The sequence below is a fragment of the Nitratireductor sp. ZSWI3 genome, from assembly GCF_024655565.1.
Classification (GTDB): Bacteria; Pseudomonadota; Alphaproteobacteria; order Rhizobiales; family Rhizobiaceae; genus Nitratireductor.
In genome coordinates this window covers 1-26,789 of the sequence record NZ_JANKOF010000047.1, presented here as the reverse complement: position 1 = coordinate 26,789, position 26,789 = coordinate 1, and the positions used below count along the sequence as shown (strand labels likewise).

General features: G+C 65.7%; 18 protein-coding genes. 9 read left to right on the top strand and 9 right to left on the bottom strand.

Features of this window, described 5'->3' with window-relative positions; all coding sequences use genetic code 11:
• Positions 1 to 56 precede the first annotated feature (56 nt).
• The 4 genes from phnD to NUU27_RS14905 form a co-directional block, all read right to left on the bottom strand.
• Positions 57 to 965 carry a phosphonate ABC transporter substrate-binding protein gene (gene phnD / locus NUU27_RS14920; RefSeq protein ID WP_257762919.1) on the bottom strand — a complete coding sequence of 303 codons (909 nt, stop codon included), beginning with the start codon at positions 963 to 965 and terminating at the stop codon, positions 57 to 59.
• A gap of 84 nt (positions 966 to 1,049) precedes the next feature.
• On the bottom strand, positions 1,050 to 1,889 hold the full coding sequence (gene phnC / locus NUU27_RS14915; protein WP_257762918.1) for a phosphonate ABC transporter ATP-binding protein: 840 nt from the start codon (positions 1,887 to 1,889) through the stop codon (positions 1,050 to 1,052).
• 222 nt (positions 1,890 to 2,111) lie between these two features.
• Positions 2,112 to 3,056: a hypothetical protein gene (locus NUU27_RS14910; RefSeq protein WP_257762917.1), complete on the bottom strand. Its 945-nt coding sequence runs from the start codon at positions 3,054 to 3,056 to the stop codon at positions 2,112 to 2,114.
• A gap of 125 nt (positions 3,057 to 3,181) precedes the next feature.
• The gene (locus tag NUU27_RS14905; RefSeq protein ID WP_257762916.1) at positions 3,182 to 4,132 is read right to left on the bottom strand and encodes a nitronate monooxygenase family protein; all 951 of its coding nucleotides are present in this window, start codon (positions 4,130 to 4,132) and stop codon (positions 3,182 to 3,184) included.
• 227 nt (positions 4,133 to 4,359) lie between these two features.
• On the opposite strand from NUU27_RS14905, the gene NUU27_RS14900 reads away from it, so the two are divergent.
• Positions 4,360 to 5,394: a DUF4449 domain-containing protein gene (locus NUU27_RS14900; RefSeq protein ID WP_257762915.1), complete on the top strand. Its 1,035-nt coding sequence runs from the start codon at positions 4,360 to 4,362 to the stop codon at positions 5,392 to 5,394.
• Positions 5,395 to 5,613: 219 nt separating this feature from the next.
• Here NUU27_RS14900 and NUU27_RS14895 read toward each other — a convergent pair whose 3' ends face one another.
• Both NUU27_RS14895 and NUU27_RS14890 read right to left on the bottom strand, forming a co-directional pair.
• Positions 5,614 to 7,212 carry a cisplatin damage response ATP-dependent DNA ligase gene (locus tag NUU27_RS14895; protein WP_257762913.1) on the bottom strand — a complete coding sequence of 533 codons (1,599 nt, stop codon included), beginning with the start codon at positions 7,210 to 7,212 and terminating at the stop codon, positions 5,614 to 5,616.
• Complete coding sequence (locus NUU27_RS14890) at positions 7,212 to 8,222, bottom strand: ligase-associated DNA damage response exonuclease (protein ID WP_257762912.1); 1,011 nt, start codon at positions 8,220 to 8,222, stop codon at positions 7,212 to 7,214. Before NUU27_RS14890 ends, NUU27_RS14895 begins: the two co-directional genes overlap by 1 nt.
• A gap of 113 nt (positions 8,223 to 8,335) precedes the next feature.
• Between NUU27_RS14890 and NUU27_RS14885 the strand changes: the two genes are divergently transcribed.
• From NUU27_RS14885 to pdeM, 3 genes are all read left to right on the top strand, one after another.
• Positions 8,336 to 9,310, top strand: coding sequence for a methyltransferase (locus NUU27_RS14885; RefSeq protein WP_257762911.1), 975 nt, complete (start codon positions 8,336 to 8,338; stop codon positions 9,308 to 9,310).
• 415 nt (positions 9,311 to 9,725) lie between these two features.
• The gene (locus NUU27_RS14880; protein ID WP_257762910.1) at positions 9,726 to 12,257 is read left to right on the top strand and encodes a ligase-associated DNA damage response DEXH box helicase; all 2,532 of its coding nucleotides are present in this window, start codon (positions 9,726 to 9,728) and stop codon (positions 12,255 to 12,257) included.
• Positions 12,254 to 12,961 (top strand): ligase-associated DNA damage response endonuclease PdeM, encoded by a 708-nt coding sequence (pdeM, locus tag NUU27_RS14875; RefSeq protein ID WP_257762909.1) that lies wholly within the window; start codon positions 12,254 to 12,256, stop codon positions 12,959 to 12,961. Before NUU27_RS14880 ends, pdeM begins: the two co-directional genes overlap by 4 nt.
• Before the next feature lie 12 nt (positions 12,962 to 12,973).
• On the opposite strand, the gene NUU27_RS14870 is transcribed toward pdeM, so the two are convergent.
• From NUU27_RS14870 to NUU27_RS14860, 3 genes are all read right to left on the bottom strand, one after another.
• Positions 12,974 to 13,762 (bottom strand): TIGR02186 family protein, encoded by a 789-nt coding sequence (locus tag NUU27_RS14870; RefSeq protein ID WP_257762908.1) that lies wholly within the window; start codon positions 13,760 to 13,762, stop codon positions 12,974 to 12,976.
• A 4-nt stretch (positions 13,763 to 13,766) separates the two neighbouring features.
• Complete coding sequence (locus tag NUU27_RS14865; RefSeq protein WP_257762907.1) at positions 13,767 to 14,687, bottom strand: sulfite exporter TauE/SafE family protein; 921 nt, start codon at positions 14,685 to 14,687, stop codon at positions 13,767 to 13,769.
• A gap of 570 nt (positions 14,688 to 15,257) precedes the next feature.
• On the bottom strand, positions 15,258 to 18,986 hold the full coding sequence (locus tag NUU27_RS14860; RefSeq protein ID WP_257762906.1) for a peptidoglycan-binding protein: 3,729 nt from the start codon (positions 18,984 to 18,986) through the stop codon (positions 15,258 to 15,260).
• Positions 18,987 to 19,414: 428 nt separating this feature from the next.
• On the opposite strand from NUU27_RS14860, the gene NUU27_RS14855 reads away from it, so the two are divergent.
• The 5 genes from NUU27_RS14855 (at position 19,415) to NUU27_RS14835 (ending at position 26,732) form a co-directional block, all read left to right on the top strand.
• On the top strand, positions 19,415 to 19,870 hold the full coding sequence (locus NUU27_RS14855; protein ID WP_257762905.1) for a MerR family DNA-binding transcriptional regulator: 456 nt from the start codon (positions 19,415 to 19,417) through the stop codon (positions 19,868 to 19,870).
• Positions 19,871 to 20,194: 324 nt separating this feature from the next.
• Positions 20,195 to 21,991 carry an acyl-CoA dehydrogenase C-terminal domain-containing protein gene (locus NUU27_RS14850; protein ID WP_257762904.1) on the top strand — a complete coding sequence of 599 codons (1,797 nt, stop codon included), beginning with the start codon at positions 20,195 to 20,197 and terminating at the stop codon, positions 21,989 to 21,991.
• Positions 21,992 to 22,123: 132 nt separating this feature from the next.
• A complete protein-coding gene (locus NUU27_RS14845; protein WP_257762929.1) occupies positions 22,124 to 23,230 on the top strand; it encodes an acyl-CoA dehydrogenase family protein in 1,107 nt (368 codons plus the stop codon).
• Between the two features lie 47 nt (positions 23,231 to 23,277).
• Entirely contained in the window at positions 23,278 to 24,486 is a 1,209-nt protein-coding gene (locus tag NUU27_RS14840; protein ID WP_257762903.1) for an acetyl-CoA C-acetyltransferase, read from the top strand.
• A 23-nt stretch (positions 24,487 to 24,509) separates the two neighbouring features.
• Positions 24,510 to 26,732, top strand: coding sequence for a 3-hydroxyacyl-CoA dehydrogenase NAD-binding domain-containing protein (locus NUU27_RS14835; RefSeq protein ID WP_257762902.1), 2,223 nt, complete (start codon positions 24,510 to 24,512; stop codon positions 26,730 to 26,732).
• The last annotated feature ends 57 nt before the right edge of the window (positions 26,733 to 26,789 follow it).

The window sequence follows — 26,789 nt, the reverse complement described above, 5'->3', positions numbered from 1 at the left end:
GCCCGTGCGACAACGCCGCCGGCGTGAGCCGGCGGCGCGTCTGGTAAATGCTGAAATCAGGAGCCGATCTTGGAGCGACGGGCGTCGATGATCGGCTCGTAGAAGGCCGGCGTCACCTCGGTGTAGCCCTTGTAATCGCCGCCCTGGATCGCCGAGAAGCACTCCGGATCCTTCTGCGGCATCTCCATCATGTATTTCTTGAAGGCCTGCTTCATGTCGCCGTCCATGGAGGTGCGCACGACGATCGGGCCGTTCGGGATCAGCGGCGACTTCCACAGTTCCACGAGGTCGTCCATGTCGAGGATGCCCTTCTCGACCATCTTGTGGAGGTTGCCCGAGGTGTAGCCGTCGGAGAATTCGCCGACGCCGGAGGCCCAGGTGGTGCCGGCATCGAATGTGCCCTTCACCACTTCGAGAACCAGATTCTCATGGCCGCCGCCGAAGCCGGTCGATCCGAAGAACTGCTCCACCGGGGCGCCGATGGCCTTCGGCAGCGTCACGACCGGCACCAGATATCCGGAGGTGGAATCCGCGTCGGCGAAGCCGAGCTTCTTGCCCTTCATATCTTCCAGCTTGGCCAAGCCGGAGTCCTTGCGCGCCACCATCACCGAATGGTAGCCGGTCGACCCGTCGGTCTGCACCGTGGTGAGGATCGGCTCGACGGCATTGGCGTCTTCCAGATAGATCTTCGCATAGCCCGAAGCGCCAAGCTCGGCATAATCGAGCGTGCCGCCGAGCAGGCCCTGGATCACGCCGTCGTAATCGGCGGCGGGGAACAGCTTGACTTCCTCGACGCCGATGGCCTTCGGCAGCGTCTCGGCAACACAATCGAACTTGCGCAGACGGTCGGCCTCGTTTTCACCGCCCAGAATGCCGACGCGGAACACTTTCAGGTCTTCGGCCTGCGCGGCGCCGACCATCAACGCGGTGAGCGCGACGGCGCCCATAAGAGCTTTCTTCAACATGACGTCTCTCCTGTTTTTGCCGGCCCCCGCCGGCGGGTTCTGCACATGGCTGGGCCCGTTACGCGGGCAAGACGATCCCTGGCATTAGACGGCGGCCAGCGCCGGCACCGCCTGGCCGGAAGATGCCCTGACGGGCCTCGACGGCGTGGAGATGCTGGTCGAGGTGATGGCCTCGGACAGTTCGGTGCCGTCCGCGCCGCCATAGATGACGCGCACCGCCTCGCGGGTCAGCGCCGCGGGCGGACCGTCGAAGACGACCGCGCCCTTGGCCATGCCGATGATGCGCGTGCAGTAGCTGCGCGCCGTGTCGAGCGTGTGCAGGTTGGTGATGACGGTGATGCCCTCGCGGGCGTTGATGTCGGCCAGCGAATCCATCACCACCTTGGCGTTCAGCGGATCGAGCGAGGCGATCGGCTCGTCGGCGAGGATCATCTGCGGCTCCTGCATCAGGGCGCGGGCGATCGCCACACGCTGCTGCTGGCCGCCCGACAGGGTGCCGGCGCGCTGCAGCGCCGTCTGGGCGATGTCGAGCCGCTCGAGCGCGGCGATGGCGCGGATGCGCTCCGCGCGGCTGAACATGTTCATCAGGTTGAGCACCGTCGAGCGGTGGTTGAGCCGCCCGAGCAGAACGTTGGTCAGCACGTCGAGACGCGGCACCAGGTTGAACTGCTGGAAGATCATCGCGCAGTCGCGCTGCCAGCGGCGCAGCGCCGCCCCCTTCAGCGAGGACACTTCCCGTCCCTGAAAGGAGATCGAGCCTTCGGAAGGGTCGATCAGGCGGTTGATCATGCGCAACAGGGTCGACTTGCCGGCGCCGGAGCGGCCGATCACGCCGACCATCTGACCCTGTTCGATTTCCAACGTCACGTCCCGCACGGCCGTGTTCGACCCGAAACGTCGGGTGACTTGATGGATTTCCAGCATCTGGCTTCCCCGTTCAGCGCCTTCCGGCTCTCCCAGTGGTCGATCCCAACGGATCGACAGCTTGTGGACTGACTTGTCGAAACCGACGGGTACCGTCTGCTTCGGTCAGACCACCGGGCTTTGCGCCCTTCTCGCCAAATCGCTAACGGGTGCGGATGAAACTCGGATGTCGATCAGATGACGGTTTTCTGACAGTGCACAGGAATGGACGCCGGCGGCGCGTCAGGACGCCGCCGCGCGCGGGCTGGCGATGCGCCTTTCGAGTTCCTCCAGGCGCCGGGCAAAGCCGAGATTGGCCGGCTGCAGCGCCAGAACCTGGCAGAGCATGTCGCGCGCCGTCGCCAGTTCGCCGTCGCGGATGTGGCGGTTGGCCCGGTGATAGAGGAAGTTGACCCGCTCGACCGGCGAGAAGCCGGCACCGAACCGCGCGTGGAGGCGATCGGCCCAGGCGGGATGACGCGCAATCGCCGTGATGGCGATCTGGTAGGGGCGCATCGGCGCGTCCACCCGCACCTCGCGCGCCAGCCGGCGCAGGCCCGCAAGGTCGTCCGCTCGGCACGCTTCGATCAGCGACACGCCGCGCGCCGTTCCGGCAAAGGCACGGACGGTGCCGTGCCCGGTCATCGGCACGCGCAGGAGGCGGGTTTCGGCCTGCAGCGCCGCAATCTTCTCGGCATGCCGGCGGTCGACGGCGTGAAAAGGGTCGTGGAAGACATAGGCCCGCCCCGCCGCGTGGTCTGGCGCGATGCCCATATTGGCGTTGAGGACGGGCGAGAAATGGCGTGCGAAACGGCCATCGAAGGGGACGGCGGCCGGGTCGATGGAAAACTGCGGGCAGAAGGCGATGGAGATGCTGGCGCCCAGGCGACGGCGATAGCGCAACGCCGCGTAACCGCCCTGGGAGTGGCCGTAGAGGATGCGTTCCGGCGCCTGCCGCAGGACCGGTGCCGCCGCGGCGACCGCCTTCACAACGCTCTCGGCGGGGAACCAGTTGGGCCGCCGGCTGACGAAGCCGAGCGCGGCGATGTCCAGCTTGTCACAGAAGCGCAGCCCCCAGAAGCGACTGCCGTTCGCGCTCATCTCCATCTCGTTGAAGGTCACGAGAAGATAAGGAGACGATCCCGGCCGATGGATCAGCTCCAGGTTTTCGTCGGCATAAAGGATCACGCGGAGGCTCCGTACAGCAATATTTCAGAAAATATACTTCAAATTTCAAAGTATACTTTCTTTCCTCAGGTCATCGCCGGAGTATTGCAAGCTTCTCGCCCGATTCCAACACCATGAACTGCCGGCTATCCGCAGAGCCGCGCCTGCGCCGCCGCATACTCGCCGGCAAGCCGCTCCACCAGCGCGGCGACATCGGTGATCTCCGTCACCGCGCCGATGCCCTGCCCGCTGCCCCAGATGTCGCGCCACGCCTTGGCGTCGGCGGAGCCGAAATTCATCTTCGAGGGATCCGATGCGGGAAGATTGTCGGGATCCATCCCGGCATTGACGATGGAGCCCTTGAGATAGTTGCCGTGCACGCCGGTGAACAGGTTCGAATAGACGATGTCGGCGGCGCGCGAATTGACGATCATCTCCTTGTAGCCCTCCGGCGCGCGCGCCTCACGGGTGGCGATGAAGGGCGAACCGATATAGGCGAGGTCGGCGCCCATCGCCCTTGCCGCCAGGATGGCGCCGCCATTGGCGATGGCGCCCGACAGGAGCAGCGGGCCATCGAACCACTGGCGGATCTCCTGCACCAGCGCGAATGGCGAGAGCGTGCCGGCGTGGCCGCCGGCGCCGGCGGCGACCGCGATCAGCCCGTCGGCCCCTTTGTCGATCGCCTTGCGCGCATGGCGATCGTGGATGATGTCGTGCAGCACGATGCCGCCATAGGAATGGACCGCCTGGTTGACTTCCTCGACCGCCCCCAGCGAGGTGATGACGATCGGCACCTTGTATTTCACGCAGATCCCCAGATCATGCTCCAGCCGGTCGTTGGAGCGGTGCACGATCTGGTTGACGGCAAAGGGAGCGGCCGGCCGCTGCGGATGCTGCGCATCGTGCGCGGCAAGGTCCTCGGTGATCTCCGCAAGCCACTCGTCGAGCTGCTCCTTGGGCCGCGCGTTGAGCGCCGGGAAGGACCCGACCACGCCGGCCTTGCATTGGGCGGCGACCAGCGGCGGGTGCGAGATGATGAAGAGCGGTGCCGCCACGACGGGCAAGCGCAACGTTTCGAAAACTCCCGGAAGCGCCATCGACGGCCTTTCTCTAAATTGACGTGTTCGTAAACGTCAAAGCTTCTACAGCAAAAGCATTGCCGAGGAAAACCTCCCCGGGCAATTTTGCCGCCGGTTCACCGGCCTCAGCGAGCGTCCGGGCGATCGCCGGCACGGTCCTGTTCACAGCTTGTTATCACCGTTGATTGCATCATCACCAGCGGTTAACCATGGAACGAGGTCATGCGTAGAGAAAGCGGCACGCCTTGGACGCGATAGAAAAAGCCATAAGACAAGCGTTCGAGAAGGGCGATGCCCGCGATCGGGCGTTCCGCGAAAAGGTCTATCGGTCCGCCTTCTCGGCGCTGGAGCGCACGCTTTCGGCACGCACCGAGATGGCCGAGGACGCCAAGCGCGTCCGGCGCGAGCGGCTGCAGGCCAAGATCACCGAGATCGAAACGGAGTTCATGCCGGCCAGGCAGGCCGCTGCACCCGTCCCCCAGGCAGAGCCGCGGCCCGCCCCCGCGCCGATGCCTCCCCTCAGCAGAAGAGCCGCGCCGACTGTTGCCGCCGACCTCTCCCCCCACCTCGAGCCGGAGGACCGGCGTACCGCCCCGCGCAGACCCTCGGCCCGCGAAAACGCCCGGCGCATCCGGGCCGCGCTGCCCCGGAAGCGTCGGCCCTTTGCCATGCTGTTCCTCGTCGCCACGCTGGTCGCCTTCTTCGGCATCGGCGCGTGGTGGAGCATCACCAGCGGGCTGTTCCTGTCCAGCGAACAGCGCGACACCAGCGTCCCCAATCCTCCGTTGAGGCTGGAAGAGGAAGACTATGCCGGCGATGCGCCGAGCGGCAGCCGCCCGACCGGCAACTGGATCACCGTTTTCTCGCCGACCGATCCGACGACCGTCGCCGCCCCCGGCAACGCCAGCGCCGATGTGATGCAGGAGGAGGGCGGCGCCCTGATCCGCATCAGCAGCGACGCCGACACGGCAATCGTCTTCGATGTCGGACAGGGCGTCCTCGAAACGCTGGCCGGCAAGCGCGCCATGTTCAGCGTCGATGCCCGCGCCCAGGACGGCGAGGAGACGCAGATCTCCATCTCCTGCCATTTCGGCTCGCTGGGCGGCTGCGGCCGGACGCGCTACGTGGTCGGCGCCACGCGCTCCGATTATCTGTTTGAGGTGGATCTGCCCGAGGGAAATCCCGGCAGCGGCGGCACCATCGCCATCGTGCCCGACATCGACGGCCAGCGCCGCGCGCTCGACATCTTCGGCATCCGCGCCGCGGTGGCGACCCGCTAACCTTCGCGAAGGGCTTTTCATTCTTTGCTGAAGCGTCGGGCGGCCTTCGCCCCCTCTGGCTTCCTGAGCTTGTCGAACGGGGCGGCCACCTTCCCCTCAAGGGGCGCCGCAGTACCCCCACCCCTTGCCCCTCCCCTCAAGGGGGAGGGGGATGATCGAGCGCACACCCGGCTTCCCTCCCCCTTGAGGGGTCGGCCGCTTCAGCCAAAGCCGGAACCGCTAAGCGTCGAGAAGGGCCGTCAGCGCTTCGATGTGATCGGCCTCGGCGGCGGGCTTGTCCCAGCGCAGCCGGGCGATGCGGGGAAAGCGCATCGCGATGCCCGATTTGTGCCGCGTCGACCGGTTCAGCCCCTCGAACGCCACCTCCAGCACCAAACCGTGGCCGGGCTCTGCCCGCACGGAGCGGACCGGCCCGAAACGCTCGACCGTGTTGTCGCGTACATATTTGTCGATCAGCTTCAGTTCCTCGTCGGTGAAGCCGAAATAGGCCTTGCCGACCGGAACGAGCTGGAGGTCGTCCTCGGGGCCCGCCCAGACACCGAACGTGTAGTCGGAATAGTAGCTCGACCGCTTGCCGTGTCCGCGCTGCGCATACATCAGCACCGCGTCGACCGTGAAGGGATCGCGTTTCCACTTGAACCAGGGCCCTTTCGGCCGGCCCGGCAGATAGGCGGCGTCGCAGCGCTTCAGCATCACGCCCTCGATGATCGGGTGCGGCGGGTTGCTGCGTTTATGCTCCAGCTCCGCCCAATCGCCGAAATCCACCAGCGGCGACAGATCGAAGCGTTGCGGATCGAGCGTCGGCAAAAGGTCCTCCAGCAGGGCCCGCCGCTCGGCAAAGGGGCGCGGGCGCATATCCTGCTCGCCTCGCTGCAGGAGATCGTAGCAGCGCATGAAGACGGGATAATCGGCCAGCATCTTCTTCGACACCGTCTTGCGGTTCAGCCGCTGCTGCAGATCGGAAAAGCTCCCGGTCCTCAAGCGTGGGTCGCCGACCAGCAATTCGCCATCGAGCGCCAACTGCCCACTGAGCGTCTCCATCAGGTCCGGAAAGGCGCCGGAGATCTCGTCGCCGGTGCGCGAATAGAGTCGCCTCACGCCGCCCTCGCAGACGGCCTGGACGCGGATGCCGTCCCATTTCCACTCGGCCGCGTAGTCGGCCGGGTCCAGCTTTTCGAGATCGCCCTCGCCGACAGGGTGGGCCAGCATGACCGGGCGGAACTGGCCCTGAGCCGCGCTCTGCGGCTTTCCGGCACGCCCTTCGAGCCAGGCAAAGAGCGCCTCATAGGGCGCTTCAAGACCATGCCACAGCTCTTCGATCTCGCCGACATCCTTGCCGCCCATCGCCGCCAGCGCCTGCTTGGCGAGTCGGGCCGAAACGCCGATGCGCAGGCCGCCGGTGGCGAGCTTGATCAGCGCGAACCGCGCCGAGGGGTCGAGCCGGTCGAGGAGATCGGCGATCACCGCCGGCGCATCGGAACGGCTGACCCGGCTCAGCGTGTTCACCACCTCGCCGAGCGCCGGCGCCTCGGCGCTCGCATCGTCCGGCGCCGGCCATACCAGCGAAATCGTCTCCGCCAGGTCGCCCACGTAATCGTAGGAATAGGCGAACAGCACCTCGTCCATCCGCTCAGTGACCAGCGCCCGCAGCATCGCCGGCTTGACCGCCGGAAAGTCGAGCCCGCCGGTGAGCGCGGCCAGCGCATACCCCCGGTCGGGGTCGGGCACCGAACGGAAATAATCGGCCAGGAGCCGCAGCTTGCCGTTGCGCGCCGGCGTCAGCACGAGACGGTCGAGGATATCCGCGAAACGCCGCATCAATCGGCCTCGTCTTCATAGCCGACGAGATTGAGCGGCCTGGCGGCGATGCCGTGCAGCTCGCACCAGCGCACCAGGGCCTCTTCCCGCCCATGCGTCACCCACACCTCGCCCGCCCCGGTCTCGCGGATCGTCGCCGTCAGCTCGTTCCAGTCCGCGTGGTCGGACAGGATCAGCGGCAGCTCGACGCCGCGCTGCCTGGCACGCTGGCGGATGCGCATCCAGCCCGAGGCGAAGGCGCTGAGCGGATCGGCGAAGCGGCGCGTCCACCGGTCGCCCAGAACGGAGGGTGGGGCGACGATGATCTGGCCGGCGCCGCGCGTTGCCGTTTCCTCCTCGACGGTCGCCGGCTCGAGCCTGCCGAGCTTGATGCCCTGCCCCTGGTAGTATCGGCTGATCCGCGCCAGCGCACCGTGGATCAGGATCGGTTCGTCATGCCCGATGGAGCGCATCAGGCTGATGACGCGCTGTGCCTTGCCCAGCGAATAGGCGCCGACGATGTGCGCCCGCTCGGGGAACTGCCGGAGCGATGCCGCGAGCCGTTCGGCTTCCACCTCGGGCGCCGGATGCACGAAGACCGGCAGGCCGAACGTCGCCTCGGTGATGAAGACGTCGCAGCGTACCGGCTCGAACGGCGTGCAGGTGGCATCGAGGTGCCGCTTGTAATCGCCCGAGGCGACGATGCGCAGGCCGTTCGCCTCCACCGCGATCTGGGCCGAGCCGAGCACGTGGCCGGCTGGATGAAAGGACACGCGCACATCGCCAATGTCGAGCCCTTCCCCATAGGCGGCGACCTGCCGGCTTTCGGCAAAATCCGCCCCGTAGCGCAGCCGCATGATGTCGAGCGTTTCCCGGGTCGCCAGGACGGTGCGGTGGCCGGCGCGCGCGTGGTCCGCATGGCCGTGCGTGATCAGCGCCCGATCCACCGGGCGCACCGGGTCGATGAAGAAGTCGCCAAGGGGGCAATAGAGCCCTTCGGGACACGGGTGGAGCAGATCCTGTGGCCTCATGACCCTGGAGGATAGGCTTTTTTTCCGCCCGCGAAAGACGCGCTTGTCAGGAGTGTTGTTCTCGCGCATAAGCGCTCGCCGCCCACCCACGGGGCGGTTCCGGACCATGCTCCATGACCCCGCTTTCGTTTTCCTCCGGCAATCTTCTGGCCGATCGCCGGGCCGACTATGCCTCGATGCTGCGTGAGGCGGGCGACTTCAAGGCCGCCGCCGCATTGATGGGCGAGGCGCTGGCGCTTGCTCCCTCCTGGTCTGCAGGCCATTTCCGCCACGGCGAGATGCTGGTGGAGGCGGGTGAGACCGCCGCGGCAATCGACGCCTGGCGCACGGTGCTTCGCCTCGACCCAAGCGACCGGCTTGGGGCTACACTGAAACTGGAGCTCCATGGCGCGCTCGAAGGCATGGAGGCGGTTCCCTCGGCCTTCGTCGAGACGCTGTTCGACCAATATGCCGGCACCTTCGACGAAGCGCTGGTGGACAAGCTCGCCTACCGCGTGCCGGAGCTTCTCTCCGACGCCATCGCCGGACAGGGGCGTCCCGGCTTCGCGCACGCCATCGATCTTGGTTGCGGTACGGGACTGATGGGCGAGCGGGTGCGCGGCACAGTGAGCTTTCTGGAAGGTCTCGACATCTCGTCGGAGATGCTGAAACGTGCCGAGGCCAAGCGCATCTACGACCGGCTGGCTCGCGCTGACCTGATGACGCTCGCAGCCCTGCCGCACCAGGTCGACCTCGTCACGGCTGCAGATGTGCTCATATATCTGGGTGCTCTTGACCGGCTGTTTGCCGTGGTGGCAGCGGCCCTCGCACCGGGCGCGCTCTTCGCGTTCTCGACGGAGCATCACTCAGGACCGGAGGCGATGGTTCTGAGATCCTCGCAGCGCTATGCTCACTCCGAAGCACACCTCCGCGCCAGCCTGTCGGCCGTCGGCTTCGACGTCTCCTCACTCGAACGGGCGACGATCCGCATGGATCGCGGCGAGCCGATGGAGGGATTGATCGTCGTCGCCGTCCGACGGGGGGTTGAGACGGGCTTGGCGCCGGCCGCTGTCCTTGCCCCAGGCGTCAGATCTCAGTCATCAATGTAAGTATTAAGTAATTATATATAATATTTATAAGTAATTACAATTATAAAATAAAAATTTTGTATGTTTTTCGATTATGATAAAATGTATTTTAATAAGGAGTACTAAAGTGAAAAAGATCGCGCGTAATATATTTTCGGCATCCATAGCAACGCTTCTTATCGTTCAGCACGCGCATGCCCGACGGTTCCTGTGCACGTCGAGGCTCTCCAATGTGGCCACTGTGATTGAAGCGCTGCCCCCCTCGGACGCGCACATGCGAATGTTCCGGGTGCTGCTCCGATACGGCGTCGAGGACAGCCCGCTGACGTTTACGGGAATCAGGTGCCAGCTTGACTGGTTCGGAACTGATCACGGCCGACAATAGGCCGAGGTCCCTCTTGGCGACCCATCCGTTCTGGTTTAGTTCTGATCCATCTTGGAACACCGGACCCGCCCCACCGGCTTTGGAGCCGCGCCCTATCTGCCTGCGCCCTTCGGCGAGTGGTTCGCCAAGCGCGGATGGCAGCCGCGCGCCCATCAGCTCGAACTCTTGGCCCGCACGCAGGCCGGGCGTTCTGCGCTGCTGATCGCTCCGACGGGCGCGGGCAAGACGCTCGCCGGCTTCCTGCCGTCGCTCACTGATCTCGCCGAGCAGCGGAAACCCAGGCCGGGCGAAGCCTGGCGCGGCGTCCACACGCTCTACATCTCGCCGCTCAAGGCGCTGGCCGTCGACATCCACCGCAACCTCGACTTACCCGTCGCCGAAATGGGTCTGTCGATCTCCATCGAGACCCGCACCGGAGACACACCCGCCCACAAGCGCCAAAGGCAGAAACACGCCCCGCCCGACATCCTGCTGACCACGCCCGAGCAGCTCGCCCTGCTCATCGCCTCGCCGGATGCCGAGCGCTTCTTCAGCGATCTGCGCTTCGTCGTGCTCGACGAATTGCACTCGCTGGTCATCTCCAAGCGCGGGCATCTTCTGTCGCTCGGGCTCGCCCGCCTGCGCCGCATGCGGCCTGCCCTTCAGGCGATCGGCCTGTCGGCCACGGTCGCCGAGCCGGACGAACTGCGCCGCTGGCTCGTGCCGCAGGATCCGCCCGGCGCGCTGTCCGACATCGTCACCGTGACGGGCGGGGCGAAACCCGACATCACAATCCTTGAAACGGACGAGCGGGTGCCCTGGGCCGGCCATTCGGCGCTCTACGCCATCCCGAAGATCTACGCGGCGATCCGCGCCCACCGCACGACCCTGCTCTTCGTCAACACGCGCAGCCAGGCCGAGCTTCTGTTCCGCGAGCTGTGGCGCGCCAATGACGACAACCTGCCCATCGCCCTCCATCACGGCTCGCTCGACGTCGGCCAGCGCCGCAAGGTGGAGAAGGCGATGGAGACCAACAGCCTGCGGGCCATCGTCGCCACCTCGACGCTCGATCTCGGCATAGACTGGGGCGATGTCGACCTCGTCATCCATGTCGGCGCGCCGAAGGGGGCAAGCCGCCTCGCTCAGCGCATCGGCCGCTCCAACCACCGCATGGACGAGCCGAGCCGGGCGATCCTGGTGCCGGCCAACCGTTTCGAGGTGATGGAGTGCCGCGCCGCCCTCGAAGCCAACTATCTGGGCGCCCAGGACACGCCGCCGCTGGTCGACGGAGCGCTCGACGTTCTCGCCCAGCACGTGCTGGGCTCGGCTTGCGCGGCACCGTTCGACGCGGATGTCCTGTATGGCGAGATCATTAGTGCCGCCCCCTATGCCGGCCTCGACCGGCCGACCTTCGACCGCATCGTCGATTTCGTCGCCACCGGCGGCTATGCGCTGAAGAGCTACGAGCGCTACGCGCGCATCCGCAGGACCGCCGACGGCCTGTGGCGGGTCTCGCATCCGCGGGTCGCCCAGCAATACCGCCTCAATGTCGGCACCATCGTCGAATCGCCGATGCTCAACATCCGCATGGTGCGGCGCGGGCGCGGCGGCGTCTCGCGCGGCGGCCCGGTGCTCGGCAAGGTCGAGGAGTATTTCCTCGAAACGCTGGCGCCCGGCGACACCTTCCTCTTTTCCGGCCGGGTGCTGCGCTTCGAGGGCATTCGCGAGAACGAGTGCTACGTCTCCGCAGGCGGCGGCGACGATGCCAAGGTCCCCTATTATGCCGGCGGCAAGTTCCCGCTGTCGACCTATCTGGCGGGCGAGGTGCGCGCCATGCTGGCCGATCCGAAACGCTGGCAGGCCCTGCCTCAGCAGGTCGCCGAATGGCTGTCGATCCAGCGCGACAAGTCGCTACTGCCGCGGCGCCAGGACCTGCTGGTCGAGACATTTCCGCGCGGCAACCGCCACTACATGGTGCTCTATCCGTTCGAAGGCCGCCTTGCGCACCAGACGCTCGGCATGCTCCTGACGCGCCGCCTGGAGCGCGCCGGCACCCATCCGCTGGGCTTCGTCGCCAACGACTACGCCATCGCCGTGTGGGGCCTCAACGACATGGGCGCGATGCTGAAGCGCCGGGCGCTGAGCCTGGCCGCCCTGCTCGACGAGGACATGCTCGGCGACGACCTGGAGTCCTGGATCGCCGACAGTTGGCTGCTGAAACGCACCTTCCGCAATTGCGCCCTGATTTCCGGGCTGGTGGAGAAGCGTCATCCAGGTCAGGAAAAGACCGGGCGTCAGGTCACCGTCTCGGCCGACCTCATCTACGACGTGCTGCGCGCGCACGAGCCCGATCACATCCTGTTGCAGGCCACCTGGGCCGATGCCGCACTGGGCCTGCTCGATGTCAGGAGGCTGGGCGAGATGCTGTCGCGCATTCGCGGGCGAATCGTGCATAAATCGCTGGAGCGCATCTCGCCGCTTGCCGTGCCGATCATGCTGGAGATCGGCAAGGAAGCGGTCGCCGGTGATGCCAACGAGGCGTTGCTCGGAGAGGCTTCGCGACTTTCGGGTGAAGAACTGATGCAGGAGGCGATGGACGGATGAACAGCCTTGCGCCGGCGACGGATGCCAGCACCTGCCTGACCATCGAACTCGCCGGCGAGACGGCAGTGTGCGACTGGCGAGGCGTGCTGATGTTCCCGGCGCTCGACCTGCTCGTCGTCTCCGACCTGCATCTGGAAAAGGGGGCCGCCTTTGCCCGGCGCGGCAGCTTTCTGCCGCCCTACGACACGGCCGCGACCCTCAGACGGCTCGGCGCCGTCATCGCCGATCACGATCCCGGCATCGTCATCAGCCTCGGCGACAGTTTTCACGACGGCGACGGCGCGGCTGAAATGCCGGAGACCTTTCGCGACCACCTCGTGACGCTGATGGCCGGGCGCGACTGGCACTGGATCGCCGGCAACCACGATCCCGCACCGCCGCCGGGCCTGCCCGGGCGGACGGCGCAGGAGATCGCCATCGACGGCCTCACCTTCAGGCACGAGCCGGCGCCGGGCGCAGCGCCGGGCGAGATCGCCGGCCACCTGCACCCGGGCGCCCGCATCGTGCGGCGCGGCCGGTCCGTGCGCCGCGCCTGCTTCGCCTCCGACGGCGCCCGCCTCATCATGCCGGCCTTCGGCAGCCTGACCGGAACGCTGAACGTGCTCGACCGCGCCTTCGCCGGCCTCTTCACGCGCGAGCGGCTGACGGCCTACATGCTCGGCCGGCAAGGCATTTACGCCATTGCCGGCAGCTTGCTGCGATAGGCGAGCAGTTCCTCAGTCCTTGCGGAAGACGAGCCGCCCGATCCAGCCGGTGATGATGGCGATCAGCACGGCAGCGATGCCGTAGATCAGCCCGTGCTGTTGCGCGAACTCGTAAAGCCGCTGTTCCATGCCCGCCTTGCGGATGGTGAGTTGCGCCGAGGTCTCGCGCAGGAACATGCCGTTGCGGAACAGGAAGGCGCGGGCGCGATGCGTGCCCACGGCGACGTTCGGCGCCAGCGTCAGCGTGGCGCGGAACAGGCTCTGCGAGAGGAACCGCACGCCGCCGACGCGCACGGAGTAAAGACCGGAAGCCTCCTTGCGCTCGCGCAGCGCCGCCGTGAACTCCTCGATCGTCTTGGGGTCGCCATCGGCGTCCAGCGGTTGCAGATAGAGGTTGGACGGGCCGAGCGCCAACTGGCGATAGCCGGCCGGGTCGGTGATGTCCTGCGGGGCGCGCGTCAGCGCCATGGAGTAGGATTCGGGGACGTCCCTGAAGATCTGGGATTCGGTGTTGATCCACATGCCGAGAACGCGCGTCTTCTTGCGCACCATCACCGGGCGCGCCGGCCCTTCCAGGACGACGATCACGTCGTAGCGGCCCTGCCGGCTTACCAGCGGATCGGCATTGTCGAGCGCGCCGAAGATCGTCAGCTCCGCGCCGGCGAAATCGGAGGTGATGGAAACGCGGTCCGTCGACAGGCCGATCTGGATGTTCTCGGGAATCGCGTTCTGCGCCCGCGCGCCCAGAACCGGTGCGAAGGTCAGAAACGTCGTCGCTGCGATGATCCCCTTCGACGGCATGGCTTCACAGGACTCCTGCTGACAGGGAATAGACGCTGGCCGGGCGGACGAACAGATCGAAGGCAAGGCGCAGCGCGACCGCCAGGACAAGCAACGCCAGGAGGGCCCGCAATTGCTCGCCGCGCAGGCGTTGACCCACGCGGGCGCCGTATTGCGCACCCGCCACGCCGCCGACCATCAGCAGGAAAGCCAGCACCACGTCGACCGTCTGGTTGGCGGTCGAATGGATGATCGTCGTATAGGCGGCAACGAAAATGATCTGAAAAAGCGACGTGCCTATGACGACATTCGTCGGCACCTTGAGCAGGTAGATCAGCGCCGGCACCATGATGAAGCCGCCGCCGACGCCCATGATCGAGGAGAGGAAGCCGATGAAGGCGCCGAGGCCGAGAACCGGGATGACGCTGACGAAAAGCTTTGAGGCCCGAAAGCGCATCTTCAACGGAAGCCGGTGAATCCAGTTGTGCTGCCCCGGCTTCCTGAGCGACACGGCCTGGCCGCTCCGCGCCCGGCGCAAGGCGCCGATACTCTCCGTCAGCATCAGCCCGCCGACCACGCCGAGAAAGGTGACGTAGAGCAGCGAGACGATCAGGTCGAGCTGCCCGAGCCGGCGCAGATAGGCGAAAGCGAGGGCGCCGAGCGTGGCGCCGACGAAACCGCCGGCGAGCAGCACCGTGCCGAGCTTGACGTCGAGCGTCTTGCGCTTGAAATGCACGAGCGCCCCGGAGAAAGACGACGCGATCACCTGGTTGGCGCCGGTCGCAACGGCAATCGCCGGCGGGATGTTGTAGAAGATCAGCAAGGGCGTGATCAGGAATCCGCCACCGACGCCGAACATCCCGGAGAGGAAGCCGACCGCGCCGCCCATGGCAAGCAGCACGAACACGTTCACGGACATTTCGGCGATGGGGAGATAAATACCCACCCGCGGCACCCGAATCATTGCGTGCCTGGCAGCGAACGCGCCAGGCCATATGTGGAAGCATTATGCGTGTCTTCGTTCTGCTCCCTGATGATGGCGAAGTCAAACCATGTCGGGGTCAAATGCAGAAAAGTTTGAACGACTTGCCGCAGAAAACGACAAAACCTGTCGAAGACTGCGACCTAGTGGTGCGATCCTGACAGATGGTACCCATCTGTCAGGACAAATCGCCCCACCAGATCAATAGCTTGTGGGCTGACTTATCGAAACGGATGGGTACCATCCGTTTCGGTCAGACCACTAGGGTCAGGACCTATTAAAATGGCCGCAATGGTCGGCCTGATTTGTGCGGATACGCGAAGCAGGACCGCAGGAAGACTTCACGTCTTTCAAGGTCTTGCGACAAAGTAGCCCGTGCAAATCAGGCCGATCCAAAGGACGCTCGATAGACCGGCGATCTGCCGCGTCAAAGCCCTTGACCGGGGGAAAGACCCCGCTCTGCGGGCTTTTCCTTGCATCTCTTGGTCTATCGAACGCCATTGTGGCCATTTTAATAGGTCCTGACCCTAGCCCTCAATTTACAGCCGCGGCGTCGCCGTTCCGCTTCAGGAGCGCGCGCACGAGCGTCTCGTCCACCTCGCCGCTGGCCGTCATGCCGTTGGCCTTCTGGAACGCCTTGATGGCTGTTTTGGTCCGCTCTCCCATCAGCCCGTCGGGCGTGCCGGCATCGAAGCCTTCCTTGTTGAGAATGCGCTGGATGTTGGCGACGGCCTTCTTCATGTCGATGCCGGCGGTGATCTCCCGGCTCTCCCGCCAGGCATCCGGAATGTCGACGACGTTCGCCGCCGGTTCGACTGCCTTCGCCTTCCACAGCGCCGTCTTGTCCTTGGCCTGCTTGAGCTGTTCGGGCGAAAGCGTCGCTGCAACCTCGTCGCGCTTGCCGGCCGCGTCCTTGTCTCCGGTCATCGCCACGAGCGCGAACCATTTGTAGGCCTCCGTCAGGTCCTGCGGCACGCCCATGCCCTTGGCCGACAGGATGCCGAGGTTGAACTGGCTGTCCTTGATCCCGTGTTCGGCAGCTTCCAGGAACCAGCGGGCGGCCGAGTCGTTGTCGACGGGACCGGCCGCACCCAACGCATGGAGAACACCCAGATTGTGCATGGCGCTGGCATTGCCCTGCTGGGCGGCGAGCTGCAGCCACATCTTGGCCGTGGCCGGGTCGCGCTCGACGCCCGTGCCCTTCTGGTAGAGATCGCCGATGCGGTATTGCGCCGGGGCAAGGCCCGCCTCCGCCGCCTTCTCATACCATTTTCCGGCCTTGGCCATGTCGGGCTTGGTGCCGCGCCCTTCGGCATAGCGGCTGCCGATCTCGAACAGGGCCTTGGGATCGCCGGCAGCGGCCGCCTCGCGCAGCGGCAGCGGACCGGCGTCCATTGGAATGTCGTCGACGGAAGCCTTGGCCGCCACCGGCGTCGCCGGCAGCGCCGCGTCACCGGCAGCCGTGTCCGCCTTATCCAGCCGCTCGACGAATTTTTCCGCAGGCTCCTGCAAAGCGGAGGCGCCGTCCTTCTGCGGCATGGCGGCGAGCGTGTCGACCACGTCGTCCCGGGCATCTTCCGTCTCGTCGTCGAGAACGCGCACGGGGCGATCGGTCATCGGCTTCGCAGCGCCCACCACAGTGTCCTCGACCGGCCGCGCCGGCTGCGGCGCCGGGCTTTTCGCCTCGCCGGCGGCAATCTGCGACGGGATGACCGTCGTTTCGGAGAGATAGGCCTTGCCGAGCTGCAATCCGCCAACCACGACAATGCCGGCTCCCACCGCCATGGCGACGGGCTTGCCGGCGCGCTTGAGGATCCTGCCGAAGCCGAAGCGCCCCGACGATTCGGAGATGGCGTCTTGGCGCTTCTTCAGGATCTCCGCTTCCGCGGCCGCAGCCTGTGCCGCGCGCCGCGCAGCGGCGATGAAATCCGACTTCGCCGCATCGTTGCCGTCGCGCGCCGGTGCCTTCTTCTCGTCGCGCACGCGGCGCATGATGGCGTTGAGGTCGGGCGTACCCGTGCCGGGCTCGAGCGGTTCATGGAGCCGCTCGACGTCGATCTCCAACGTCTCGTCGGTTGCATCCAGCTCCTGCGCCACCTGCTCTTGCGCCACGGTGGCGGGCTTGTCCTTGCGTCCGGCAAGCTTGCGCGACAATCCGCTGAGGAGAGAGGCCTTGCCCGTTCTCGTGTCCGGTTCGTCGCCGTCCTCGTCGAGGGCGGCCCGAGCAGCGGCGGCGGCAGCTTGCGCCGGCGAGCGATAGGGCGGAATGTCGGCGCGTTCTTCCTCGGCGAGCGTCGAGACCTCGTTGCCCGGTTCGATGGAGGGCGCCGACTCGATGGCGATCTTCCGGCCGCTGTCGGCGGGCATCGCCTTCGCCGCGTTCTCGACCGTGCCGAGCCGGTCGACGATCTTCAACAGGGTGTCGTGAATCGCTTCGAAGGTCTTGGTGTTGCGCTCGTCGGATCTGCGCGCCAGCGCTTCCAGCGCCTTCAGCTCCTCCTTGAGATGCGGATCGGCGGCAGTGTGCGGGCTGTCGCCGAGCGCGCCGATGGCCTGCGCGGCGGCCTGCCGGGCTGCTTCGAGAACGGCGGCCTGGTTTTCCTGAACGGAGCGCTCGATGCTCTTGAGGCGCGGGCCGATGTCCTCGAGTTCGGGAACCTCGAGCCCCGGCCGTGAGAGATGCTCCGAAAGGCTCTTCACCTGGATTTCCAGATTGCGGATGACGTCCGGATCGACCGACGAGGCTCCGGCCGACGAAGACTGCAGGCGCCCGGCAATGTCTTCCAGCCGGGCCTCCAGCGCGCCGATCATGGCCGCGTTCGGCGGTTCGCGCAGGCTGCTCTCGAGGCGCGCAGCCAGCGCATTGAAGCGCTCGTCGATGCTCGCCATGATGCCGGCGGCGTCAGGCGGCCCGCCTGCCTGGCCATCCAGGCGCGCCGTGATCTCCTGCAGGCGCTGCTCGAGGTCGTAGACCAGCGAGCGGCCAAATTCGGTCGCGTCGTCGCGACGCTGCTCGATCATCTGCGAGAGGTGGGCGAAGCGATCGTCCATGCCGCGCAGCATCATCTCGGCCGCCTGCGACTGCGGCGCATTGTCGAGCCTGTCGGCGATGTCGGCGATCTGGCCGGCCAGCCGCTCGACCATCTGCTCGGGCAGATCGATGCGGCTGGCGATGTCGTCGACCCTCCTGGAGAGTTCCTCCATCTGAAGGCCGAGGCGGTCGACCGCCTGGTCTCCCGCCCGGTCGGCCAGAACCTCGGCGACCTGATTGGCGAGCGAGGAAATGCGCGCTTCGATCCGCTCGAAGGGCTGGGGGTCGACGCTCGCGACCTGCCCACGCGGCAGGCATGCCGCGATGGCGCGGGAGATCTCGTCGAGCCGCTCGTCGAGGGCGGCGTAAAGTTCGGAATTGGCGGGCGCCTTGCGGCTGACCAGCTTGTCGAGCCCGGCCGCCAGCGTGCGCACGCGCTCATCGAGCGACCGCAGCGAAAGAGAATCCGGCAGGCTGTTGATGGCGCTGCCGATCTCCTCCAGCCGCTGATGCAGCATGTCGAATGCCGGATCCGGGTTGCGCAGACCGGCCGACATGCGGTTCTCGAAGGCGGTCCAGCGGTCGTCGAAGGCATCCCAGCGGCGATCGACGGCACGCAGCGTCTCTTCTCGCGCCAGCGCCGAGATCGAGGATTTGAGCTCCTCCATCTCGAGGCGCAGCATCTTGACGCTCCTGTCGTCGCTGCGCTCGGCGAGCTGCGCGATCGCGTCGGAAAGCCGTTCGAACTCGACCACCAGCTCGCCGCTGAGCGCCGAATTCGGAACGGCCGCCATGATGCCGGCCAGCTCGCGGCGCAGCATGTCGAACTCGCCGCTGATGCCGGTCTGCATGACATCGCGCAAATCCTCGCGCAGCGACTTGAGCTCGCCGGCGATGCCGGTGATCGAGGCAACCTCGCGTTCCTGTCGGCGCGTGTGCTCCAGGGCGCGTGCGGCCTGCTCCAGGGAGGCCTGTGAGGACGAAGCGCGACCGACCGGCTCGGAATGCGGCGCGGTGCGCGAACGGGCGCCGGACACGCTGTCGGAGAGCCGCTGGAAGCGACGCGCGAGCTCGCTTTCCTCCAGATGTCCGGGGCGCGGATTTCTGGCGTGCTCGAGCCGGCTTTCCAGATGGTCGAGCGTTCTGCTGATCTGGTCGAGGGTTTCGTCCGAGCCGGGGCGGCGGCGTCTGCCTGCATTGATGTTATCCAGATAGGAACGCTTGTTGTTCATCGGAACGCCCGCCTCTCCACCGTTTCCGGTTGGCCATAGACATTTCTAGCCACGCAGGCGCACTCGGGTCGCAGACGCTGAACGGCGGCACTGAAACCGGGTAATCACCTACGATCGATGCCCGCGACCTCCCGAAAACCGACGGAGGCGCGACGCACCGATGCGCCCACAATTCGCCCATCATGGTAAACAGCGGGTTAACGATTCTTACCGACGGCGCCGTCGCGATCTCCCGAACCTGCCCTTGGGGAAGCGATCAAATTTCTACAGCTGCCCTTGTAATGCCGCATTGTCGGCCGCATAAGCCCGCCCTTGTGAGCCTGTCCGGCCGCATGAACACCGCCCCTCGGGCAACGTGCGAGCATGCCGGACAAGGAAGCCAGCCCGGTTGCAGACCGGAGTGAGCTATTCGATACGGAACAGTGATCATGATGAACATTGCGATGGCCGCCCAGAAGGCAGCCGAGGAAAATGATTTTCCTGATACGCCGGCGGACTACACGCGCATCGGCGAAATGGCACGCGAATTCGACGTCACCCTGCGTGCGCTGCGCTTCTACGAGGACAAGGGCCTGCTGAGCCCGGAGCGGGTCGGAACCACCCGCCTTTATACCGCCGAGGACAAACGGCGGCTGCAGCAGATCCTGCTCGGGCGCAAGATCGGCTTCTCGTTGAACGACATCAAGGAAGTGCTCGACCTGCACGACCCGCACGGCGCCAATGAGAAGCAGTTCCGGCTGGTGCTGAAGAAATCGGAGCGCCAGATGACCCGCCTCGAACGCCAGCGTCACACGCTCGAAGAAGCGATCGGCGATCTCAAGCAGCTGGTGGCCGACATCACCGAGAGGCTCGCCAGGATCCAGCCCTCCGGCAACGAAGACTGACTGCCTGCGGGGCCGCATCCCCTCATGCCGGCCCGCGCATCCGGTTTTCCGCACGATGAGCCACCTCTTCCGGCTTCGGCCGGCAACCCGACGGCCTTGCCGTTTCGGGCGTTCCTGCACGCGCCGATGTCGGGCGCGCGGGAAATCCGCCCTGCCATATCGTTCCTCCCGGTCATCCAGATGAAGCACGGGCGCTGTAAGGCGCGGAAGCGTTGGTCGGATTATTTTTGACGTTTACGGAAACGTCAAAATTTGCTAAAGCACGCCGACCATCGTGCGATCCGCTCGTGACCGCACTCTTGATCTGAGAGCTGGAGGACCCTCATGCCGACCTATCGGGCGCCCGTGCGCGACACGCTTTTCGTGCTCAATGACGTGCTTGGCTACGGCAATCACGACAATCTGCCGGGCTTTGCCGATGCATCTCCCGATGTCGTCGAGGCGATCCTGCTGGAAGGCGCCAAGCTCGCCGAAAATGTCATGCAGCCGCTCAACCGCACCGGCGACATGGAGGGCTGCGCCCGCCATGAGGACGGGTCGGTAACGACGCCCAAGGGGTTCGGCGAGGCCTATCGGCAATATTGCGAAGGCGGCTGGCTCGGCCTTTCCGCACCGGCCGAATATGGCGGCCAAGGCCTGCCCTACACCGTCCATTCGGCCGTCAGCGAATATCTCGTTTCCGCCAACATGGCGCTGATGATGTATCCCGGCCTGACCCAGGGCGCGGTGGCCGCCATCCTCGCCCACGGAACCGACGAACAGAAGTCGACGTGGCTGCCGAAGATGATCGAGGGCACCTGGACCGGCACCATGAACCTGACCGAGCCCCATTGCGGCACCGATCTCGGCCTCCTGACCACGAGGGCCGTGCCCAATGGTGACGGCAGCTACAGGATCTCCGGCCAGAAGATCTTCATCTCCGCCGGCGAGCACGATCTTGCCGAGAACATCATCCATCTCGTCCTCGCCCGCATCGAGGGCGCGCCGGCCGGCGTGAAGGGCATCTCGCTCTTCATCGTGCCGAAGGTGATGGTCGACGACGCAGGCGCGCTCGGTGCCCGCAACGCCGTCTCCTGCGGCGCCATCGAGGAGAAGATGGGCATTCACGGCAACGCCACCTGCGTCATGAACTACGACGCGGCGACGGGCTATCTGCTCGGCGAGGAGAATGGCGGCCTGAAAGCCATGTTCACCATGATGAACGAGGCGCGCCTCGGTGTCGGCCTGCAGGGCCATGCCGTCGGCGAAGCCGCCTATCAGGGCGCTGTCGAATATGCCCGCGAGCGCCTGCAGGGCCGCTCGCTCTCCGGTCCCAAGGCGCCGGACCAGAAGGCCGATCCGATCATCGTCCACCCGGACATCCGCCGCAAGCTGATGACCATGCGCGCCTTCAACGAGGCCGGGCGGGCGCTCATCCTGATGACCGCGCTCAAATCCGACATCGCTCATCTCTCCGAGGACGAGAAGGATCGCGAGACGGCATCCGACCATCTGGCGCTGATGACGCCGGTGATCAAGGGCGTGCTGACCGACAAGGGCTTCGAGCATGCGGTGATGGCGCAGCAGGTCTTCGGCGGCCACGGCTATATCGAAGAGCATGGCATGAGCCAGTTCGTGCGCGATGCGCGCATCGCCATGATCTACGAGGGTGCGAACGGCATCCAGGCGCTCGATCTGGTGGGCCGCAAGCTGCCGGCCAATGGCGGCCGCGCGGTGCAGGCCTTCTTCAAGGAAGTCGGCGAGTTCTGCGAGGCGCACCGGGTCGACGAGGCGATGGCCCCCTACACCAAGGCGCTCAAGAAAGGCCTGAACGACCTGCAGGCGGCGTCGCTGTGGCTGATGCAGAATGCCATGCAGAAACCGGACAATGCGGGAGCCGCCTCCTATGACTATATGCATCTCATGGGCCTGGTCGCGCTCGGCCTGATGTGGGGCCGCATGATCAAGGCGGCGCAGGACAGGCTTGCCGAGGGTGCGGATGGGGATGCATCCTATTTCGAGGCGAAGATCGTCACCGGCCGCTACTTCATGGAGCGCGTCATGCCGGAGACGGCGGCGCATCTCGCCCGCATCTCCACCGGCGCGGACACGATGATGGCATTGCCGGCGGAAGCGTTTTGATTGGCAGGCAGGGAAGGTCTGTTCTAGCCTGAACAGACTTCCCGCAGGTGCCGACGAGGAGGCGTAAAGGTGGCAGATCCCCAATCGATACTCGGTCTTCCCCGGCCCGGCTGGGCGGGCGAGGACGTCGCGATGCTCTACGACATGGCGAGCCGCTTTCTCTCCGAGGAGATCGCGCCGCGCTACGAGGATTTCGAGAGCGCCGAGATCTTCGACCGCGAGAGCTGGCGGAAGGCCGGCGCGGCCGGCCTCCTGTGCGCTTCGATGCCGGAGGATTACGGCGGCTCGGGAGGCACCTACGCCCATGAGAGCGCCATCGCCGAGGCAATCAGCCATGTCGGCGTCGACGGCTTCGGCATCGCGCTGCACAACGCCATCGTCGCTCCCTACATCCTTCATTACGGGTCGGAGGAGCAGAAGAAGCGCTGGCTGCCGCGCCTTGCGACAGGTGAATTGATCGGCGCCATTGCCATGAGCGAGCCCGGCGCCGGCTCCGACCTGCAAGGCGTCAAGACGCGCGCCGAGCGGGACGGGAACCAGTATCGCCTCAACGGCTCGAAAACCTTCATCACCAACGGCCAGCTCGCCAACCTCATCATCGTCGTTGCCAAGACCGATCCCGCTCAGGGCGCCAAGGGCACATCGCTGATCGTCGTCGAGACCGACGGGCTGGACGGTTTCGAGCGCGGGCGCAACCTCGACAAGATCGGGCTCAAGTCGAACGACACGTCGGAGCTGTTCTTCAACGACGTGCGTGTGCCGACCGCCAACCTCATCGGCCATGAGGAAGGCCAGGGCTTCGTGCAGCTGATGCAGCAATTGCCGCAGGAGCGCCTTCTGATCGGGGCCCAGGCGATCGCCATGATCGAGCGCGCGCTCGCCGTGACCCTCGATTATGTGAAGGAGCGCAAGGCCTTCGGCGCCAAGGTCATCGATTTCCAGAACACCCAGTTCAAGCTCGCCGAGCTGAAGACCGAGGCGACCATCGGCCGCGTCTTCTACAATGACTGCGTGGCGCGCCACATCGCCGGCACCCTCGATACGGCAACCGCCTCGATGGCCAAGTACTGGCTCACCGACCTGCAGTGCAAGGTGGTGGACGAATGCCTGCAACTGCACGGCGGCTATGGCTACATGAACGAATATCCGATCGCGCGCATGTATCGCGATGCCCGCGTGCAGCGCATCTATGGCGGCACCAACGAGATCATGAAGCTGGTGATCGCCAGGAGCCTTTGAACGAAACGCAAGGCCCCGCGTTGGGTCCGCAAAGCAGGGAGACCAAAATGGCTGACGCTTATGTCTACGATGCCGTGCGCACGCCGCGCGGCCGCGGCAAGAAGGACGGCGCGCTGCACGAAGTGCCGGCCGTGCGGCTTGGCGCGAAGGTTCTGGAGGCGCTGCGCGACCGCAACGGCCTCGACACGGCAAAGGTCGACGACATCATCTTCGGCTGCGTCGATCCGGTCGGCGAAGCCGGTGCCGTCATCCCGCGCTCGGCCGCCTTCGAGGCGCGCTACGAGAATGCGGCGCCCGGCATCCAGATCTCGCGCTTCTGCGCATCCGGTCTCGATGCCATCAACCTCGCGGCGGCCAAGATCGCCGGCGGCTCCGACGAGATCGTCATCGCCGGCGGTGTCGAGTCCATGTCGCGCGTCGGCATGGGCATGTCGGGCGGCGCCTGGTTCATGGACCCTTCGGTCGGCCTGCCGGCCTATTTCATGCCGCAGGGCGTTTCGGCCGACCTGATCGCCACCAAATACGGCTTCTCGCGCGACGACGTCGATGCCTATGCGGTCGAGAGCCAGAAGCGGGCCGCGCATGCCTGGGAGAAGGGCTACTTCAAGAACTCGGTGATCCCCGTCGAGGACCAGAACGGGCTCACCATCCTCGACCGTGACGAGCACATGCGTCCCGGCACCGACATGCAGTCGCTCGGCCAGCTCAACCCGTCCTTCGTCATGCCCGGCGAGATGGGCGGCTTCGACGCGGTCGCCGTGCAGCGCTATCCCGAACTCGAAGGGGTGAACCACGTGCATCACGCCGGCAATTCCTCCGGCATCGTCGACGGCGCCGCGGCGGTTCTGCTCGGCTCGCGCAAGGCCGGCAAGGCGATGGGGCTGAAGCCGCGCGCCAGGATCCGCGCCTTCACCAACATCGGCTCCGAGCCGGCGATCATGCTGACGGGTCCGGTCGACGTCACCGAGAAGCTTCTGAAAAAGGCCAAGATGAAGCTTTCCGACATCGATCTGTTCGAGCTCAACGAGGCGTTCGCTTCCGTCGTGCTGCGCTACATCCAGGCCTTCGACATCGACCCGAACAGGATCAACGTCAATGGCGGCGCCATCGCCATGGGCCACCCGCTCGGCGCGACCGGCGCCATGATCTTCGGCACGGTGCTCGACGAACTGGAACGGCGCGATATGAACACCGCGCTCGTCACGCTGTGCATCGGTGCCGGTATGGGCACCGCCACCATCATCGAACGCGTCTGATCCGCCGGAAGAGGACCCGAACCATGACCGACTACAGGAATTTCACCGTCGATGTGGACAAGGACGGCATCGCGCTCGTCACCTGGAACATGCCCGACCGCTCCATGAACGTCTTCACCGAGGAGGTGATGAACGAGCTGGAGGCGATCGTCGATCACGTCGCGGCCACCGAGGCCGTCAAGGGCGCCGTCATCACCTCCGGCAAGGAGACCTTCTCGGGCGGCGCCGACCTGACCATGCTGCAGAAGATGCTCGGCCTCTTCGAGAAGGAAAAGGCCAAGGATCGCAAGAAGGCCGTCAAGCTTCTGTTCGACAACGCCGGCCGCATGGGCTGGCTGTGGCGCAAGCTGGAGACCTCCGGCAAGCCGTGGGTCTCGGCCATCAACGGCACCTGCATGGGCGGCGCCTTCGAACTGTCGCTCGCCTGCCACGGCCGCGTGGTCGCCGACAGCCCGCAGGTCAAGATGGCCCTGCCCGAGGTCAAGGTGGGCATCTTCCCCGGCGCCGGCGGAACCCAGCGCGTGCCGCGCCTTGCCAACCCACAGGAAGCCCTGCAGATGCTGACCACCGGTCAGACCCTTTCGCCGCAGAAGGCGAAGGCGATGGGCCTCGTGCACGAGGTCGTGCCGCCCAAGAAGCTGGTGGAGGCCGCCAGGACGATGATCCTCGACGGGCTGAAACCCGTCCAGCCCTGGGACGAAAAAGGCTTCAGGCTGCCGGGCGGGCCCGTCTATTCGGCGGCAGGCGCCAATCTCTGGCCGCCGGCGATCGCCATCCTGCGCCGCGAGACCTATGGCAACTATCCGGCCGCCACGGCGATCCTCAAATGCGTCTATGAGGGGCTTCTGGTGCCCTTCGACACCGCGCTCACCATCGAGCAGCGCTATTTCACCGAGATCATGCAGACGACCGAAGCGAAGATGATGATCCGCTCGCTGTTCGTCTCGCTGCAGGAGCTCAACAAGGGCGCGCGCCGCCCCGAGGGCGTGCCGGCCAAGAAATTCAAGAAGATCGGCGTCCTGGGCGCGGGCTTCATGGGCGCCGGCATCGCCCATGTGACGGCCAAGGCCGGCATTCCCGTCGTGCTGATCGACCGCGACGTTCCGGCCGCCGAGAAGGGCAAGGCCCATTCGGCCTCGCTCATGGACGGGCTCATCAAGAAGGGCCGCGCAACGACCGAGGAGAAGGAAAAGCTCCTGTCGCTGATCACCGCTTCGGACGACTATGCGGCGCTCGACGGCTGCGATCTGGTGATCGAGGCCGTGTTCGAGGATTCGCAGGTCAAGAAGGGTGTGACGGAGAAGGCCGAGGCGGTGCTGAAGCCGTCCGCCATCTTCGCATCGAACACCTCGACCATTCCGATCTCCAGCCTCGCCAGGAATTCCAAGCGGCCGAAGAACTTCATCGGCATCCACTTCTTCTCGCCCGTCGACAAGATGATGCTGGTCGAGATCATCCTCGGCAAGAAGACCGAGGACAAGGCGCTTGCCGTGGCCATGGACTATGTCCGCGCCATCAAGAAGACGCCCATCGTCGTCAACGACACGCGCGGCTTCTACGTCAATCGCTGTGTGCTGCGCTACATGCAGGAAGCCTTCACCATGCTGATCGAGGGCGTGCCGGCGGCGATGATTGAGAATGCCGCCAAGATGGCCGGCATGCCGGTCGGCCCGCTGGCGCTGACCGACGAGACGGCGATCGACCTGGCGCAGAAGATCATGAAGCAGACGGTCCGCGATCTCGGCCCAAAGGCCGTCGACCCGCGCCATGTGGAGCTCATCGACACGCTGGTCGAGAAGCACGGCCGCCTCGGCCGCAAGAACAGCAAGGGCTTCTACGACTATCCGGAAAAGCCCGCCAAGAAGCATCTGTGGGCCGGCCTGAAAGACCTCTACCCGCAGAAGAAGCCGGAGAAGCTGGACATAGAGGAGATCAAGCAGCGCCTCCTGTCCACCATCGCGCTGGAGGCTGCCCGCGTGATGGAGGACGGCATCGTCACCGACCCGCGCGAGGCGGATGTCGGCTCGATCCTCGCTTTCGGCTTCGCGCCCTATACGGGCGGCGCATTGTCCTACATCGACGGCATGGGGGCGGCGAAATTCGTCGCCATGACGAAGCATCTCGCCAAGAAATACGGCAAGCAGTTCAAGGCGCCGAAGCTTCTGCTCGACATGGCCGAGAGTGGCGAGACCTTCTACGAGCGCTTCGCGCCGAAGCGTGACGTGGAAGCGAAGAAGGCGGCGTGAGGGATAGGCGCCGGCCCCTCACTCTTACCCCCTCCCCGCGTGCGGCAGGGCAATCCC

Coding starts and splice junctions, on each gene's coding strand:
- NUU27_RS14835 (WP_257762902.1), top strand. CDS start 24,510: ATGACCGACTACAGGAATTTCACCGTCGATGTGGACAAGGACGGCATC.
- pdeM (WP_257762909.1), top strand. CDS start 12,254: ATGAACAGCCTTGCGCCGGCGACGGATGCCAGCACCTGCCTGACCATC.
- NUU27_RS14850 (WP_257762904.1), top strand. CDS start 20,195: ATGCCGACCTATCGGGCGCCCGTGCGCGACACGCTTTTCGTGCTCAAT.
- NUU27_RS14845 (WP_257762929.1), top strand. CDS start 22,124: ATGCTCTACGACATGGCGAGCCGCTTTCTCTCCGAGGAGATCGCGCCG.
- NUU27_RS14860 (WP_257762906.1), bottom strand. CDS start 18,986: ATGAACAACAAGCGTTCCTATCTGGATAACATCAATGCAGGCAGACGC.
- NUU27_RS14895 (WP_257762913.1), bottom strand. CDS start 7,212: ATGCGGCGTTTCGCGGATATCCTCGACCGTCTCGTGCTGACGCCGGCG.
- NUU27_RS14855 (WP_257762905.1), top strand. CDS start 19,415: ATGATGAACATTGCGATGGCCGCCCAGAAGGCAGCCGAGGAAAATGAT.
- NUU27_RS14890 (WP_257762912.1), bottom strand. CDS start 8,222: ATGAGGCCACAGGATCTGCTCCACCCGTGTCCCGAAGGGCTCTATTGC.
- NUU27_RS14885 (WP_257762911.1), top strand. CDS start 8,336: ATGACCCCGCTTTCGTTTTCCTCCGGCAATCTTCTGGCCGATCGCCGG.
- phnC (WP_257762918.1), bottom strand. CDS start 1,889: ATGCTGGAAATCCATCAAGTCACCCGACGTTTCGGGTCGAACACGGCC.
- NUU27_RS14870 (WP_257762908.1), bottom strand. CDS start 13,762: ATGCCGTCGAAGGGGATCATCGCAGCGACGACGTTTCTGACCTTCGCA.
- NUU27_RS14840 (WP_257762903.1), top strand. CDS start 23,278: ATGGCTGACGCTTATGTCTACGATGCCGTGCGCACGCCGCGCGGCCGC.
- phnD (WP_257762919.1), bottom strand. CDS start 965: ATGTTGAAGAAAGCTCTTATGGGCGCCGTCGCGCTCACCGCGTTGATG.
- NUU27_RS14905 (WP_257762916.1), bottom strand. CDS start 4,132: ATGGCGCTTCCGGGAGTTTTCGAAACGTTGCGCTTGCCCGTCGTGGCG.